This is a genomic window from Planosporangium mesophilum (genome assembly GCF_016863255.1).
GTDB lineage: Bacteria > Actinomycetota > Actinomycetes > Mycobacteriales > Micromonosporaceae > Planosporangium > Planosporangium mesophilum.
In genome coordinates this window covers 124,021-138,801 of the sequence record NZ_BOON01000001.1, presented here as the reverse complement: position 1 = coordinate 138,801, position 14,781 = coordinate 124,021, and the positions used below count along the sequence as shown (strand labels likewise).

At 73.3% G+C, this 14,781-nt stretch carries 14 protein-coding genes; 9 read left to right on the top strand and 5 right to left on the bottom strand.

What is annotated here, in order from left to right; translation table 11 throughout:
• The first annotated feature begins 44 nt into the window (after positions 1-44).
• From Pme01_RS00575 to Pme01_RS00565, 3 genes are read left to right on the top strand one after another with little or no spacing between them, the layout of a single operon-like run.
• Positions 45-896 carry a sulfurtransferase gene (locus Pme01_RS00575; protein WP_168113184.1) on the top strand — a complete coding sequence of 284 codons (852 nt, stop codon included), beginning with the start codon at positions 45-47 and terminating at the stop codon, positions 894-896.
• Between the two features lie 44 nt (positions 897-940).
• On the top strand, positions 941-2,071 hold the full coding sequence (locus tag Pme01_RS00570; protein WP_168113450.1) for an acetoin utilization protein AcuC: 1,131 nt from the start codon (positions 941-943) through the stop codon (positions 2,069-2,071).
• Positions 2,072-2,075: 4 nt separating this feature from the next.
• Positions 2,076-4,691, top strand: a complete 2,616-nt coding sequence (locus Pme01_RS00565) for a bifunctional acetate--CoA ligase family protein/GNAT family N-acetyltransferase (RefSeq protein ID WP_168113185.1) — start codon at positions 2,076-2,078, stop codon at positions 4,689-4,691.
• 73 nt (positions 4,692-4,764) lie between these two features.
• Here the strand turns inward: Pme01_RS00565 and sigB are convergent, their stop codons facing one another.
• From sigB to Pme01_RS00550, 3 genes are all read right to left on the bottom strand, one after another.
• Positions 4,765-5,835: an RNA polymerase sigma factor SigB gene (gene sigB / locus Pme01_RS00560; RefSeq protein WP_239087930.1), complete on the bottom strand. Its 1,071-nt coding sequence runs from the start codon at positions 5,833-5,835 to the stop codon at positions 4,765-4,767.
• 75 nt (positions 5,836-5,910) lie between these two features.
• Positions 5,911-6,333, bottom strand: a complete 423-nt coding sequence (dtd, locus tag Pme01_RS00555) for a D-aminoacyl-tRNA deacylase (protein WP_168113186.1) — start codon at positions 6,331-6,333, stop codon at positions 5,911-5,913.
• A 1-nt stretch (position 6,334) separates the two neighbouring features.
• Entirely contained in the window at positions 6,335-7,819 is a 1,485-nt protein-coding gene (locus tag Pme01_RS00550; protein WP_444544215.1) for a DUF7782 domain-containing protein, read from the bottom strand.
• Positions 7,820-7,925: 106 nt separating this feature from the next.
• Between Pme01_RS00550 and Pme01_RS00545 the strand changes: the two genes are divergently transcribed.
• From Pme01_RS00545 to Pme01_RS00530, 4 genes are all read left to right on the top strand, one after another.
• Positions 7,926-8,867 (top strand): ribose-phosphate diphosphokinase, encoded by a 942-nt coding sequence (locus tag Pme01_RS00545; RefSeq protein WP_373315424.1) that lies wholly within the window; start codon positions 7,926-7,928, stop codon positions 8,865-8,867.
• A gap of 81 nt (positions 8,868-8,948) precedes the next feature.
• On the top strand, positions 8,949-9,521 hold the full coding sequence (locus Pme01_RS00540) for an HhH-GPD-type base excision DNA repair protein (protein WP_373315423.1): 573 nt from the start codon (positions 8,949-8,951) through the stop codon (positions 9,519-9,521).
• Positions 9,522-9,630: 109 nt separating this feature from the next.
• Positions 9,631-10,047 (top strand): large conductance mechanosensitive channel protein MscL, encoded by a 417-nt coding sequence (gene mscL / locus Pme01_RS00535; protein ID WP_168113190.1) that lies wholly within the window; start codon positions 9,631-9,633, stop codon positions 10,045-10,047.
• A 145-nt stretch (positions 10,048-10,192) separates the two neighbouring features.
• Positions 10,193-10,552, top strand: coding sequence for a DUF3099 domain-containing protein (locus Pme01_RS00530; RefSeq protein WP_168113191.1), 360 nt, complete (start codon positions 10,193-10,195; stop codon positions 10,550-10,552).
• 6 nt (positions 10,553-10,558) lie between these two features.
• Here the strand turns inward: Pme01_RS00530 and Pme01_RS00525 are convergent, their stop codons facing one another.
• Together Pme01_RS00525 and Pme01_RS00520 are read right to left on the bottom strand one after the other, a co-directional pair.
• A complete protein-coding gene (locus tag Pme01_RS00525; protein WP_168113192.1) occupies positions 10,559-11,455 on the bottom strand; it encodes a carbohydrate kinase family protein in 897 nt (298 codons plus the stop codon).
• Positions 11,452-12,369, bottom strand: coding sequence for a pseudouridine-5'-phosphate glycosidase (locus Pme01_RS00520; RefSeq protein ID WP_239087927.1), 918 nt, complete (start codon positions 12,367-12,369; stop codon positions 11,452-11,454). The genes Pme01_RS00525 and Pme01_RS00520 overlap by 4 nt, the downstream gene beginning before the upstream one ends.
• Positions 12,370-12,493: 124 nt before the next feature.
• On the opposite strand from Pme01_RS00520, the gene Pme01_RS00515 reads away from it, so the two are divergent.
• Together Pme01_RS00515 and Pme01_RS00510 are read left to right on the top strand one after the other, a co-directional pair.
• Positions 12,494-12,739 carry a DUF3039 domain-containing protein gene (locus tag Pme01_RS00515; RefSeq protein WP_239087926.1) on the top strand — a complete coding sequence of 82 codons (246 nt, stop codon included), beginning with the start codon at positions 12,494-12,496 and terminating at the stop codon, positions 12,737-12,739.
• 213 nt (positions 12,740-12,952) lie between these two features.
• Entirely contained in the window at positions 12,953-14,677 is a 1,725-nt protein-coding gene (locus tag Pme01_RS00510; RefSeq protein WP_168113195.1) for a DEAD/DEAH box helicase, read from the top strand.
• Positions 14,678-14,781 lie beyond the last annotated feature (104 nt).

Genomic DNA, 14,781 nt, shown 5'->3' with positions numbered 1-14,781 from the left:
TCCCGTCTGTCGATGTTACCTGTTGGGTAAGACAGACTGGCTTCATGACCGACCGGCAACACCTCGTCGACGTCACCGGGCTCCGCGGCGAGCTGGCCCGCAGCGACCCGCCGACCGTACTGGACGTGCGCTGGACGCTCACCGGCGGTGGCCGCGCGGACTATGAGACCGGCCACCTGCCCGGCGCCCCCTTCCTCGACCTCGACGCGGAGCTGGCCGGGCCGCCCGGCCGCGGTGGTCGCCACCCGCTGCCGGCCCCGGAGAAGCTGCAGGGCGCGCTGCGCCGCCTCGGCGTCCGCGCCGGACATCCGGTCGTCGTGTACGACGCCGGCGGCGCCCCACCGACCGGAGCCGCCGCCCGCGCCTGGTGGATCATGAGCTGGGCCGGCCTCACCGACGTGCGGGTGCTCGACGGCGGGTACGCCGCCTGGGTCGCGGCCGGCGGCCCCACCACGACGGAGGAGCCGACGCCGGCCCCCGGCGACGTCACGGTGACGGCCGGCTCGATGCCGGTCGTCGACGCCGCCGGCGCCCGGGCCGTCGCCGCCGACGGGGTGCTGCTCGACGCCCGGGTACCGGCCCGCTTCCGGGGCGAGACCGAGCCGGTCGACCGGGTCGCCGGTCACGTACCGGGCGCCCGTAACGCGCCGGCCGGCGGGACCGTTGACGACTCCGGCCGCCTGCACCCGCCGGAGAAGCTGCGGGAACGCTTCGCCGGCCTGGGCGTACGCGAAGATCAACCGGTGGCCGCATACTGCGGGTCCGGAGTGAGCGCGGCCCAGTCCGTCCTGGCGCTGACCCTCGCGGGATTCCGGCCGGCCCTGTACGTGGGCTCGTGGAGTGAGTGGATCACCGACCCGGCGCGGCCGGTGGCGACCGGGGAGGAGCAGGCGTGACCGACACGACGGTCGTCTGGAACGAGGCGCTGCTCGGCTACGACATGGGTGAGCACCCGCTCAACCCGGTACGCGTCGAGCTGACCATGGCCCTCGCCCGCGACCTGGGCGTGCTCGACCGCCCCGGGGTACGCCTCGAGGCGCCGGCGCCCGCGGACGACGCCGCCCTGCTGCGGGTACATACGCCCGGGTACCTCGACGCGGTGCGTACCGCCACGGTCGGGGCTTCGCATCACGGGCTCAACACCCCGGACAACCCGGTCTTCCCGCACATGCACGACGCGAGTGCCCTGGTCGCCGGCGCGACCCTGGCTGCTGCCGAGGCGGTGTGGCGCGGGGAGACCAGACGGGCCGTCAGCATCTCCGGCGGGCTGCACCACGCCATGCCCGACCACGCCTCCGGCTTCTGCGTGTACAACGACCCGGCCGTCGCGATCGCGCGCCTGCTCGATCTCGGCGCGGAGCGGGTCGGGTACGTCGACGTCGACGTGCACCACGGCGACGGGGTACAGGAGATCTTCTACAACGATCCCCGGGTCATGACGATCAGCCTGCACGAGACGCCGCTCACGCTGTTTCCGTACGCCACCGGATTCCCCGCCGAGACCGGCGGGCCGGGCGCCGAGGGCACCTCGGTCAACATCGCCCTCCCACCGGGTACGAGCGACGCCGGCTGGCTGCGGGCGTTCCACGCGGTCGTGCCCAGCGCCCTGCGCTGCTTCCGGCCGCAGATCCTGGTCACCCAGTGCGGCGCGGACGGGCACCGGCTCGACCCGCTGGCCGACCTGCACCTGACCGTCGACGGGCAGCGGGCCACCTACCTCGCGCTCCGCGACCTGGCCGAGGAGCTGTGCGACGGCCGCTGGGTGGCGACCGGCGGCGGCGGGTACGCGTTGGTCGAGGCCGTACCCCGGGCCTGGGCCCACCTGCTGGCCGTGGTCACCGGCGATGCGCTGGACCCGGCGCTGCCCACCCCGGCGAGCTGGCGGGCGCTCGTCGCTGACCGGTGCCCGGGCCGCCGCTGCCCCGACGCCATGACCGACGGGGTCAACCCGGCGTACCTGCCCTGGTCGCCGGGGTTCGAGACGCCGGACGCGATCGACCGGACCATCCTCGCGACCCGCCAGGCGGTGTTCCCGCTGCTCGGGCTGGACCCGGCCGACCCGAGGGACTGAACCGATGCCAGACAGGAGCACCCGGTCGGCGGACATCATCCTCTCCGACGGGTCGACCGCCCGGGTCCGCCAGATGCGGCCCGACGACGGACCGGCCGTGGTCGCGCTGCACTCCCGCTTCTCCGAGCGCACCCGGTACCTGCGCTACTTCTCCCCGTACCCGCGGATCTCCCCCCGCGAACTGGAGTACTTCGTCAACGTCGACCACCACGACCGGGAGGCGTTCGTGGTGGAGCTGGGCGACAGGTTGATCGCGATCGGCCGGTACGACCGGCTCGGCGCGGGCGCGGCCGACGCCGAGGTGGCGTTCGTGGTCGAGGACGCCCACCAGGGGCGCGGGCTGGGCTCGGTCCTGCTGGAGTACCTGGCCGCCGCCGCGCGCGAGGAGGGCATCAGCCGGTTCGTGGCCGAGGTGCTGCCGATCAACAACACGATGCTGCGGGTCTTCTCCGACGCCGGGTACTCCGTCGCGCGTGAGTACGCCGACGGCGTGGTGCACCTGACGTTCCCGATCGCGCCGACGCCCGAGTCGCTCGCGGTGCAGTGGCAGCGCGAGCGGCGCGCGGAGGCGGCGTCGATCGCCCGGCTGCTCTCCCCGCGGGCGGTCGCCGTGTACGGGGCGTCGTCGCGTGGCGCCGGCGTGGGCGCGGCGCTGCTGCGGCACCTGCGCTCCGGTGGGTACGCCGGGCACATCGTGCCGGTACATCCGACCGCGTCGACCGTGGACGGGCTGCGCGCGTACCCGTCACTGACCGGGGCGCCCGGCGGGATCGACCTCGCGGTCGTCGCGGTACCGGCCGAGGGGGTGCCGGACGTCGTCGCCGACTGTGCGGCGGCCGGGGTCCACGGCCTCGTCGTGGTCTCCGCCGGCTTCGCCGAGGCCGGTCCGGACGGCGCGGAGGCGCAGGCCCAGCTGCTGCGCACGGTACGCGGGCAGGGCATGCGGCTGGTCGGCCCCAACTGCCTGGGCATCGCCAACACGGGGGTACGCCTCAACGCCACCCTGGCGCCCCGGCTGCCCCGCGCCGGCCGGGTCGGCTTCTTCAGCCAGTCGGCCGCCCTCGGTACCGCGCTGATGGCCGAGGCCGACCGGCGCGGCCTCGGGCTGTCCAGCTTCGTGTCCGCCGGCAACCGGGCCGATGTTTCCGGCAACGACCTGCTGCAGTACTGGCGCGACGACACCGGTACCGACGTGGTGCTGCTGTACCTCGAGACGTTCGGCAACCCGCGCAAGTTCGCCCGGATCGCCCGTGAGCTGGCCCGGCACAAGCCCGTCGTCGCGGTCGCCAGCGCGGTACGGCCGCCGGCGCTGGAGGCGGTCGCGCCCGGCCCGGATGCCAGGGGAGTGTCGGCGCTGTTCGCCCACTCCGGCGTGATCCGGGTCGACACCGTCGCCGAGCTGTTCGACGTCGGGCTGCTCCTGGCCGACCAGCCGCTGCCGGCCGGCCGGCGCATCGGCCTCGTCACCAACGCCGCCGCGCTCGGGGCCCTGGCGGAGGCCACCGCGCCCGCGTTCGCGCTGGAGTTCGCCCCCGGGTACCCGCACGACGTCGGCCCGATGGCCGACACCGCCACGATCCGGAGCGCGGTCTCCGGCGCGCTCGCCGACCCGCGGGTGGACGCGCTCGTCGTCGCGTACGCTCCGGCGCTGGCAGAGGAGGGGGACGCCACCGGCGCCCTGGCCGAGGCCATCCAGGCCGAGGCGGCCGGCAGCGACAAGCCGGTCCTGGCGGTGTCCCCGTACGACCCGGCGTGGGCGTCGCAGGAGTGCGGGCCGGGCGCGGTGCCCAACTACCCCGCCGTCGAGGAGGCGGTACGCGCCCTGGGCCGCGCGGCGGCGTACGCGGCGTGGCGCCGGGAACCTACCGGTACCGCGCCGGAGCTGCCGGACGTCGACCCCGGCCCGGCCCGGCTGATCGTCGCCGAGCTGGCCGCCTCGGCGGTCTCACCCCTCGGCGACCTCGGTGAGGCCGACGAGCTGCTGGGCTGCTACGGCATCGAGGTGGTGCCCAGCCGCGCGTGCGCCGGGCCGGCCGAGGCGGTCGCGGCCGTCGCCGCCGAGGTCGGCTTCCCGGTGGCGATGAAGGTCGCCCGCTCGCCGTGGCGGCACCGCATCGACCTCGGCGCGGTACGGCTCGACCTGGCCGACGCCGACGACGTCGTGCGCGCCTACGACGAGCTGCAGCGGCTGTTCGGTACCGGCGTCGAGGTCACGGTCCAGCACATGGTCGCGCCGGGGGTGGCGTGTGTCGTGGAGGCCGCCGAGGACCCCGCCTTCGGGCCCGTCGTCGGGTTCGGCATCGGCGGCGTCGCGAGCGACCTGATCGGTGACCGGGCGTGGCGGCCGGTGCCGCTGACCGACCGGGACGCCGCGACGCTGGTACGGGCGCCGCGCGCGGCGCCGCTGCTGACCGGGTACCGCGGCGCGGCCTCCGTCGATCTCGATGCGCTCGCCGACCTGGTACTCCGGGTCGGCCGGATGGCCGACGAGCACCCGCAGCTGCACCGGCTGGAGCTCAACCCGGTGCTGGCCCGGCCGGACGGGCTGTCGGTGCTGCACGTCAACCTGCAGATCGGTACGCCGGCGGCGCGGCCCGATACCGGACCGCGCCGCCGATGATCCCCCCGCTTCCCGTGATCACCGAGAGTTGTGGCCGCTATCGCGACCCGAACTCTCGGTGATCACGGAAGCCCTAGCTCGCGTAGACCTCCAGTCGCTTGGCCCGGTCCGGGTCGCGCAGCTTGAGCAGCGTCACCTTCTCGATCTGCCGGATCCGCTCGCGGGACAGGCCGAACTCGCGGCCCACCTCGTCGAGGGTGCGCTGGCGGCCGTCGTCCAGGCCGAAGCGCAGCCGGATCACGGCCTGCTCCCGCTGGGACAGCGTGGCGAGCACGATCTCCACCTCGTCGCGCAATATCCCGCCGGCGACGCTGTCGGCCGGCTCCTCGCGCGGGTCGACCCGCGCGACGAAGTCACCGAGCGCACTCTCGCCGTCCTCACCGACCGCCTGGTCCAGGCTCACCGGCTCCCGGTCGTACGAGATCAGCTCGATCACCTGGAACTCCTGGACGCCCAGGTGCCGGGCGATCTCGGAGACCGTCGGCTCCCGGCCCAGCTCCACCGAGAGGTCCCGGCGCGCCCGGACCATCCGGTTGACCTGCTCGACCATGTGCACCGGGATGCGGATGGTGCGGGCCTGGTCGGCCATGGCCCGGCTGATGGCCTGGCGGATCCACCAGGTGGCGTACGTGGAGAACTTGTAGCCCTTGGTGTAGTCGAACTTCTCGACGGCGCGGATGAGGCCGAGGTTGCCCTCCTGGATGAGGTCCAGGAAGGCCATGCCCCGTCCGGTGTACCGCTTGGCGATGCTCACCACCAGCCGCAGGTTGGCCTCCAGTAAGTGGTCCTTGGCGGCGCGTCCCTCGGCGGCGACGACGGCGAGCAGGCTGCGCAGGTCGGCGTCGTCGACGTCACCGGCGGTCAGCTTCTCCTCGGCGTACAGGCCGGCCTCGACCCGCCTGGCGAGCTCGACCTCCTGCGCGGCGGTGAGCAGCTTGGTCCGGCCGATCGCGTTCAGGTAGGCCCGGACCAGATCGGCCGAGACCCCCCGCTCGTCGGCGGAAGCCTGCTCGGACGCCTCCACGGCGTCGATGTCCGCGCTGTCCAATCCCGTGGCGTCGAGGCCCTCAGGGCCTGCGGACACCCGGTCGATCAGCGGCTGGGCCACGCTACTCGCCTCCCCGTTGACAAAGTGGCGCATCATGCGGGGAATCTTGACTCAGCCGGCGTTAAGCCCCGGTGAGGCGACGGGCCGGTTACAGATGAGGAGTGGTGGGGGTCACACCTCCAGGAGTACGGTCCGCGGCCCGACGTTGACGCTCTCGACCAGCATGTGGGCGCGGAACCGCCCGGTCGAGACCTTCGCGCCTCGGGCCTGTAAGTCCTCGACGAACGCGCTGACCAGCGGTTCCGCGGTCTCCGCGGGGGCGGCGGCGGTCCAGCTCGGCCGCCGGCCCTTGCGCGCGTCGCCGTACAGCGTGAACTGGCTGACCACCAGCAGCGGCGCCCCGACGTCGGAGGCGGACTTCTCGTCGTCGAGGATGCGCAGCTCGTACACCTTGCGGGCGAGGGTCTCGGCCTGGGCCGCCGTGTCCGAGTGCGTCACGCCGACCAGGATCAGCAGCCCGTCGGTGATCGCGCCGATCACCTCGCCGTCGACGGTGACGCTGGCCCGGCTCACCGTCTGTACCACCGCGCGCACGTCACGCCTCCGAGGGCAGCAGCAGGCCGCGCTCCACCAGGTGCGCCACGATCGGCACGGCCGCCTCGGCGAGGACCGCCGGCTCGGCCTGGTGCGCGGCGGCCAGTACGTCGAGCTGGTCGCGCAGCGGCAGGGTGCCGTCGCACGCGCTGACCAGCGCGAGGACGAGCGGGTCGATCTGCTCCACCCAGCGCAGGCCCTCGGTGAGCGCCAGCAGCTGGCGGTCGACCTGCCATCCCTGGGGTCCCCGCGTCGCCTCCTGGCGCAGTTGCAGCCCGTCGGCCGCGACCAGCCGGGCGCCCAGCAGCGAGTCGGCGGACTGGCGGCGCAGCCAGTCCTGCCGGTCGAACCACGGCTCCACGTGCGCGCCGAGCGGCTGGTCCACGGCCTGCCGCAGGTCCTCCACCCGTACCGCGGGGTCGTCGTGGCCGCCGGCGCGCAGCGTGACCAGGCCGAGCCCGACCGCCTCGATCTTGTTGGCGTCGAACCAGTCCAGCCAGGCCGCCGCCCGGGCGGGCTGGGTTGCCGGGTCCTCGGACGCGTCGGCCAGCCACAGGTTGACGTACCCGACCGGGTCGGACACCTCCCGCTGGATGATCCACGCGTCCAGGCCGGTACCGGCGACCCAGCCCGCGACCCGGTCGGCCCAGTCCTCGCCGGTGACGTGCAGCCAGTTCGCCAGGAACTGCAGGTACCCGCCCTCGTTGAGCAGCCGGGGCGCGGCCGCCACCAGTTCGGCGCAGACCGCGTCGCCGGCCCGCCCCGAGTCGCGGTACGTGTGCGTGGTCGTACCCGGGCCGACGACGAACGGTGGGTTGCTCACGACCAGGTCGAACCGGCGGCCCGCCACCGGGTCGGTCAGGTCGCCGCGCAGCAGCTCCCAGTCCAGGCGGTTGAGGGCGGCCGTGGTTGCGGCGAAGCGCAGGGCGCGCTCGGACAGGTCGGTCGCGGTGACCCGGGCCGCGTGCGTGGACAGGTGCAGGGCCTGGATGCCGCAGCCGGTGCCCAGGTCGAGCGCGGTACCCACGGGCCGGCGGATCGTCGACTGGGCGAGGGTGGTCGAGGCGCCGCCCACGCCGAGCACGTGGTCGGGCGGCAGCGGCTGGCCGGGGCGCATCCCCGCGTCGACGTCGGAGACGATCCACTGGTCGCCGTACGCCTCGATCTCCAGGGCGGCCCGCAGCCCGCCGGCGACCGGCTCGACCAGGCCGGCCTCGATCGCGTCGGCGAGCGGCAGCGGCGCCAGCGCGGCCGCCACGGCCTGCTCAGGCTCGGTCTGGCCGCAGACGAACAGCCGGATCAGGGTGGCGAGCCGGTCCGGGGCGCCGGTGGTCGAGCGCAGCGCGGCCCGCAGGTCGTTGTGCTGCATCCCGACCGTACCGGCCGGGCCGATCCGTTCGGCGATGCCGAGCGAGGTGTAGCCGGCAGTGGTCAGGGCTTCGCGGAGCCGGGCGATTCCGTCGGGGGAGAGGATGGCGTCGGTCACCCGTCCCATCCTGCCTCGTGCCCGTCCCTGCGCTGGACCGCGACTCGGCGTTCCGCAGCCGTTCACGTACTTTTGTGCGGGCATGTGGAGCGACGAGGGAGTGTTCGTGCGGTCGGACATCGCGGTATTCAGTGGTAGTGCGCATCCTGAGCTGGCGGAGGAGATCTGCCGGCAGCTGGGGGTGCCCCTTCACCCGACCCGGATCAGCCGGTTCGCCAACGACTGCCTGGAAGTGCAGCTGCAGGCCAACTGCCGCGAACGGGACGTCTTCCTGATCCAGCCGCTCGTGCCTCCGGTCCAGGAGAACCTGGTCGAGCTGCTGTTGATGCTCGACGCCGCCCGCGGCGCCTCGGCGGGCCGGCTGACCGTGGTGATGCCGCACTTCGCGTACGCCCGGTCGGACAAGAAGGACGCCCCGCGCATCTCCATCGGGGCGCGGCTGGTCGCCGACCTGATGGTGACGGCCGGCGCGACCCGGGTGCTGGCGATGACGCTGCACTCGCCCCAGGTACACGGCTTCTTCAGCGTCCCGGTCGACCACCTGCACGCGCTGCGCGAGCTCGCCGCCCACTTCCGCCAGTACGACCTGTCGAACACCGTGGTCGTCTCGCCCGACCTGGGCAACGCCAAGGAGGCGGCCCGGTTCGCCCGGCTGCTCGGGGTACCGGTGGCGGCCGGCGCCAAGGAGCGCCTGTCCGACGACAAGGTGCAGATGAGCGCGATCATCGGTGACGTCGCCGACCGGGACGTGATCGTCCTGGACGACGAGATCGCCCGCGGCACGACCGTGCTCGAGCTGCTCGACCTGCTCCGGAAGCAGAACGTGCGCTCGGTCCGGGTCGCGTGTACCCACGGCCTGTTCGCCGACGGGGCGCTGGACCGGATCGGCGCCGAGCCCGACGTCCTGGAGATCGTCTGCACCAACACCGTCCCGGTGCTGCACCGCTCGCCCAAGCTGCGGGTGCTGTCGGTCGCGCCGGCGCTGGCCGAGGCGATGCGACGCATCCACTGGGGCGAGTCGGTCAGCGCGCTCTTCGACGCCCGCTGACCCGCCACCCTTACCCGTGATCACCGAGAGTTCGGGGCGTCACAGCACCCCGAACTCTCGGTGATCATGGGAAAATGGTCCGTGCTTTCGCTGCCCATCGATCCCGCCGCCAACGAACTGCTGGGGCGCAGCCCGCTCGCGCTCCTGATCGGCATGGTTCTCGACCAACAGATACCGCTGGAGAAGGCGTTCAGCTCGCCGTACGTGCTCCAGCAGCGCCTCGGCCACCCGCTCGACGCCCGTGAGCTGGCCGGGTACGACCCGGAGGCGCTCACCGCGATCTTCGCCGAGACCCCGGCCCTGCACCGCTTCCCGAAGGCCATGGCCGGCCGGGTCCAGCAGGTGTGCCGGTTGCTGGTGGACCGGTACGACGGGGACGCCGCGCGGCTGTGGTCCGAGGCGAAGGACGGCAAGGAACTGCTCAAGCGCGTCTCCGACCTGCCCGGCTTCGGCAGGCAGAAGGCGCAGATCTTCGTGGCGCTGCTCGGTAAGCAGTACGGCGTCCAGCCCTCGGGCTGGCGCGAGGCGGCCGGCGACTACGGAGTCGAGGGCTCTTGGAGGTCGGTGGCTGACATCGTCGACGAGGCCAGCCTGGTCAAGGTCCGGTCGTACAAGCAGCAGATGAAGGCCGCGGCGAAGGCCGGTAAGGCCTAGAGGCCCAGGTGGGTGCGTAGCGCGCCGTCCGGTCGGACCTAACGGATGATCTCCGTGCTCCTCCCTTAGGGTGGTCGGGTCCCTCCCCCCGGGTCATCTGGAGATGTTCATGCTTCGCGGTTTCAAAGACTTCGTCATGCGCGGCAACGTCGTCGATCTCGCGGTCGGCGTCGTGATCGGCGCGGCGTTCGGCGGTCTCGTCACCCAGTTCACCAAGTCGTTCCTCGAGCCGCTGATCCGTGTCGTCACCGGCGGCAGCAAGGCGATGAAGCAGGGAGTGTTCACGATCAACAAGGTGGACTTCGACTACGCCGCCTTCATCAACACCGCCATCACCTTCCTGCTCACCGCGGCCACCGTGTACTTCCTGATCGTCCTGCCGATGAACAAGCTCGCCGAGCGTCGCGCCAAGGGCCACGAGCCCCGGCCGAAGGCGCCGAGCGAGGAGGTCCTGCTGCTGCGCGAGATCCGCGACGCCCTGGCCGGCCCCCGTGTCGAGGTGGCCCACCCGGACGACCCTCGGTAACACCCCCGGCCGTCAGCCATGATCACGGATGCTTTTCCGGGTCCGGACCCGGAAAAGCATCCGTGATCATGGCGGGCAGAGGGCTGGCCGGCACCCCGGGTCGGTGAAAGACTCGGTGGGTACCACTGCGCAGAGGGGCGGCCAGGTGAGACGACGGGCACCGCGTCCGGTGGTGATCACCGACGCCGAGGTGAGCCAGGACGACCAGCTCCGCGCGCGGCAGATCAAGTACCTGATCATGATGTCGATCCGGGCGCTCGCCCTGATCCTCGCCGCGATCCTGGTGACCGTGCGGCCGCCGCTGCTGGCCCTGTGGCTCATCCTGTGCGTGGCCGCGATGGTCCTGCTGCCGTGGCTCGCGGTACTGCTGGCCAACGACCGGCCGCCCAAGGAGCAGCACCGCCTCTCCCACAAGTTGCACCACGCCGCCCCACGGGCGGAGAAACCGCCGCAGACCTCGATCGGTCCCACCCGGGAGCCCACCGTCATCGACGCCGAGGAGTAGGGCGGCTCACCGCCGCGGCGGAGCAGGGCGGCCGCCGACCAGGCCGACGGCCGCGGCGCCGGTACGGGTACCGGCGCGCAACGCCTCCTCCGGCGAGCCGCCCGACAGCCACGCCGACAGCAGCCCCGCGGCGAACGCGTCCCCGGCCCCGGTCGGGTCGACCACCGACGCGGGCGCGGCGGCGACCTCGGTGATCTCTCCGCCGGCCGACGCCCACACCGCACCGGCGGCGCCGCACTTCACGACGGCGTGCCCCGCCCAGCCGGCGAGCCGGACGGCCAACTCCACCGGCGTACCGTCGCCGACCAGGGCGCTCGCCTCGTCGACGTTGGCCAGGAGCAGGTCGGCACCGCGTACCCAGTCAAGGAACGACCCGGCACCCAGCCGCCGCATGATCGCGGCGGCGGCGAGATCGACGCTGGTGGTCAGGCCGGCGCGGGCGGCGGCGGCGAGGGCGTACCGGCCGGCGTCGCGCGCCGGCGGCTCCAGCAGCGTGTACCCCGACAGGTGCAGGTGCCCGGCGCCGGTGGCGAGCCCCGCGTCCACGTCCGCCGGCGACAGCAGGCGGTTCGCGCCGCGCTCGGACAGCATGGTCCGGTCCCCGCCGCGCGAGAGCACCACCACGCTGCCGGTGGCGGTGTCCGCGGCGCGGCGCACCGACGCGCGTACCCCTGTCGCCGCCAGCTCGGCCACCCGGGTGGAGCCCGCCTCGTCGGCGCCGACCACCCCGACGAAGGTCGTCGGTACGCCCGAAGCCGCGAGCCAGGCCGCGGTGTTGGCGCCCGAGCCGCCGCCGAGGATGCGGACGTGTGCGGGGGTGTCCGAGCCTGCCGCGAGGGGCAGCTCGTACCGGGCGACCACGTCGGTGGCGAGATCACCGACGACGACTGCCGCGGTGGTCACGGCCGGGCGTACGCGACCGCCACCGCCGCGGCGAGCGCGGCGTTGCGCAGGATGATCCGTACGTTCACGGCGAGGCTGCGGCCTTCGGTCGCGGCGTGGAAGTGGGCCAGCAGGTACGGCGTGACCGACTTGCCCGTGATCTGCTCGCGGGCCAGGCCCGCCAGCCCTTCGCTGAGCACCCGGTCGTGCAGCTGTGGGTCGAGCTGCTCGTCGGCGGGGAGCGGGTTGGCGACGATCAGGCCGGCGTCCGACACGCCGTGCCCGGCGCGGGCCCGCATGATCCGCGCCACGTCCTCCGGGGAGCCGACCGACCAGTCCAGGTCGTACCCGCTGTCGCTGAGGTAGAAGCCGGGGAACCGCCGGGTGCCGTACCCGACGACCGGTACGCCGAGCGTCTCCAGGCGCTCCAGCGTCGCGCCGACGTCCAGGATCGACTTCACCCCGGCGCAGACGACGGTGACCGGCGTGGAGGCGAGGGCGGTCAGGTCGGCCGACTCGTCGAAGCTCTCCGCCGCAGCCCGGTGGACGCCGCCCAGGCCGCCGGTCGCGAAGACCGGGATGCCCGCCCGCGCCGCGACGGCGGCGGTCGCGGCGACCGTGGTGGCGCCGTCCGCGCCGCTGGCGGCGGCGACGGCCAGGTCGCGGACCGACAGCTTGGCGACCCCGTCGGCGGTAGCCAGGTGGGTGAGCTGCGGCTCGTTCAGGCCGACGATGAGCTGACCGCCGACCATGCCGATGGTCGCAGGTACGGCACCGGCGTCGCGTACGGTCTGCTCGATCTCCTGCGCGACCTTCAGGTTGTCGGGCCGAGGCAGGCCGTGGGACACGATCGTGCTCTCCAGCGCCACGACCGGCCGCCCGGTCCGGACCGCTTCGGCCACCTCGGTGCTGGTCTTGATCGAGTACTCGTCCACCTCGTCACCATACGTGCCGCCCGGGACCGGCCCGTTGCTCGCCCGCCGCTGCGCTGCCTGGCAGACTGGGATGTCCGTACCGTGGCGGCGCCAGTCGGCGTCGCCGGCAGAGAGGGAGCGTGTGGTGACCACTGGTCCCGAGTCCAACACCGACACCATCGTCGAAGAACAGGTCGACTACCGCCTGGACGAAGGCGACCACGAGCGGTTCTCGCACTACGTGCCGAAGGACAAGCTCATGGAGGCGATGGTGGAGGGCACCCCGGTACGGGCGCTCTGCGGCAAACTGTGGGTGCCGTCACGGGATCCACAGCGGTTCCCGGTGTGCCCCGAGTGCAAGCGCATCTATGACGAGGTCGTGCCCGAATAACGGCGATCTTTCGTGACGTCCCCGTGACGTCGCCGCACCCGCCGCCGGCCTGTTGACGGCCGGCGCGCGGGCGAGGTTCGCCCTTCTTCGGCCCGGTGGCGGTTACGCTTCTGCTACGCCTTCGCGGCCCGGCTCGCCTTCACGGCCTGCCCGGCCCGGGGGCTGCTTCATGTCGGGTAACCGGGGCCTGTCGGCCGCGAGGGAGGGGAGCGCATGCCGCCGCGTCCAGTACCGGAGGCGAGCCCCAATCTGCGGGCCTGGCAGCGGAAGGCCCTCGTCGCGTACCTGCGCCGCCCGACCGAGGACTTCATGGCGGTCGCGACGCCCGGCGCCGGCAAGACCACCTTCGCCCTGCGCATCGCCGCCGAACTGCTGGCCGACGGCACCGTCGACGCGGTGACCGTGGTCGCGCCGACCGAGCACCTGAAGCTCCAGTGGGCCTCCGCGGCCGGGCGGGTCGGCATCCAGCTCGACCCGATGTTCCGCAACGCCGACATCCACTCCTCCGCGGACTTCCACGGCGCGGTGCTGACCTATGCGCAGGTCGGCATGGCGCCGGACGTCCACCGGCGGCGCACCATGACCCGCAAGACACTGGTGATCCTCGACGAGATCCACCACGCGGGTGACTCGCGGTCCTGGGGCGACGGCGTGAAGATCGCGTTCGAGCCGGCCGTACGCCGGTTGATGCTCACCGGTACGCCGTTCCGCTCCGACGACAACCCGATCCCGTTCGTGGAGTACGAGCGGGGGCCGGACGGGCTGCCACGATCGCGCGCCGACGCCGTGTACGGGTACGCCGACGCGCTCGCCGACGGCGTCGTACGCCCGGTGATCTTCCTCGCGTACTCGGGGGAGACCCGGTGGCGCACCTCGGCCGGCGACGAGCTGGCGGCCCGCCTGGGCGAGCCGATGACCCAGGACCTGATCGCCCAGGCCTGGCGGACGGCGCTGGACCCTCGCGGCGACTGGATGCCGCAGGTCCTGCGGGCCGCCGACGCCCGGCTGCGGGTCAAGCGGGCGGGTGGCATGTCCGACGCGGGTGGACTGGTCATCGCCAGCGACCAGCAGTCCGCCCGGGCGTACGCGAAGATGCTCCACCAGATCACCGGCGAGCCGGCGGCGGTGGTCCTCTCCGACGACACCGGCGCTTCCGGCAGGATCGCCGAGTTCGCGGCCTCGGAGCAGCGCTGGCTGGTCGCGGTACGGATGGTCTCCGAGGGCGTGGACATTCCGCGCCTGTCCGTCGGGGTGTACGCCACGAGCGCCTCCACGCCGCTGTACTTCGCCCAGGCCATCGGCCGGTTCGTTCGGGCCCGCCGGCCAGGCGAGACGGCGACGGTGTTCCTGCCGAGCGTGCCGCACCTGCTCGGGCTGGCCAGCGAGATGGAGGTCCAGCGCGACCACGTGCTGGGCGGGCCCAAGCGGCGCGAGGGCTTCGACGACGAGCTCCTGGAGCGGGCCCAGCGCAACGAGCAGGCGAGCGGGGAACTGGAGAAGCAGTTCGAGGCGCTCAGCGCCACCGCCGAGCTGGACCAGGTGATCTTCGACGGTGCGTCGTTCGGTACGCCGGTCGGGGCGGGTACCGCCGAGGAGGAGGAGTATCTGGGCCTTCCCGGCCTGCTCACGCCGGACCAGGTCTCGATGCTGCTGTCCAAGCGGCAGGCCGACCAGGTGGCGGCCGAGAGCCGCCGCCGGGCGACCGCGGTGGCCGAGGCCGTGGCGCCCCGCGCCCCGGCCGGGCCGACCACTGCGGGGGAGCGGCGGATCGTCCTGCGACGCCAGCTCAACGCGCTGGTCGCGGCGCACCACCACCGGACCGGGCTGCCGCATGGGAAGATCCACGCCGAGCTCCGTAAGCGCTGCGGCGGGCCGCCGAGCGCCCAGGCGACGATCGAGCAGCTCGAAGAGCGGATCGCGATGATCCAGAGCCTCTGAGCGGGGCTCCGTCCGTCAAGATCCACCGAGCGTCCCCCGTCAAGATCCGCCCAGTTTGGTCGAAACCGCGCGGATCTTGGGCGCGAGCGGACGAGGCGCAGGTG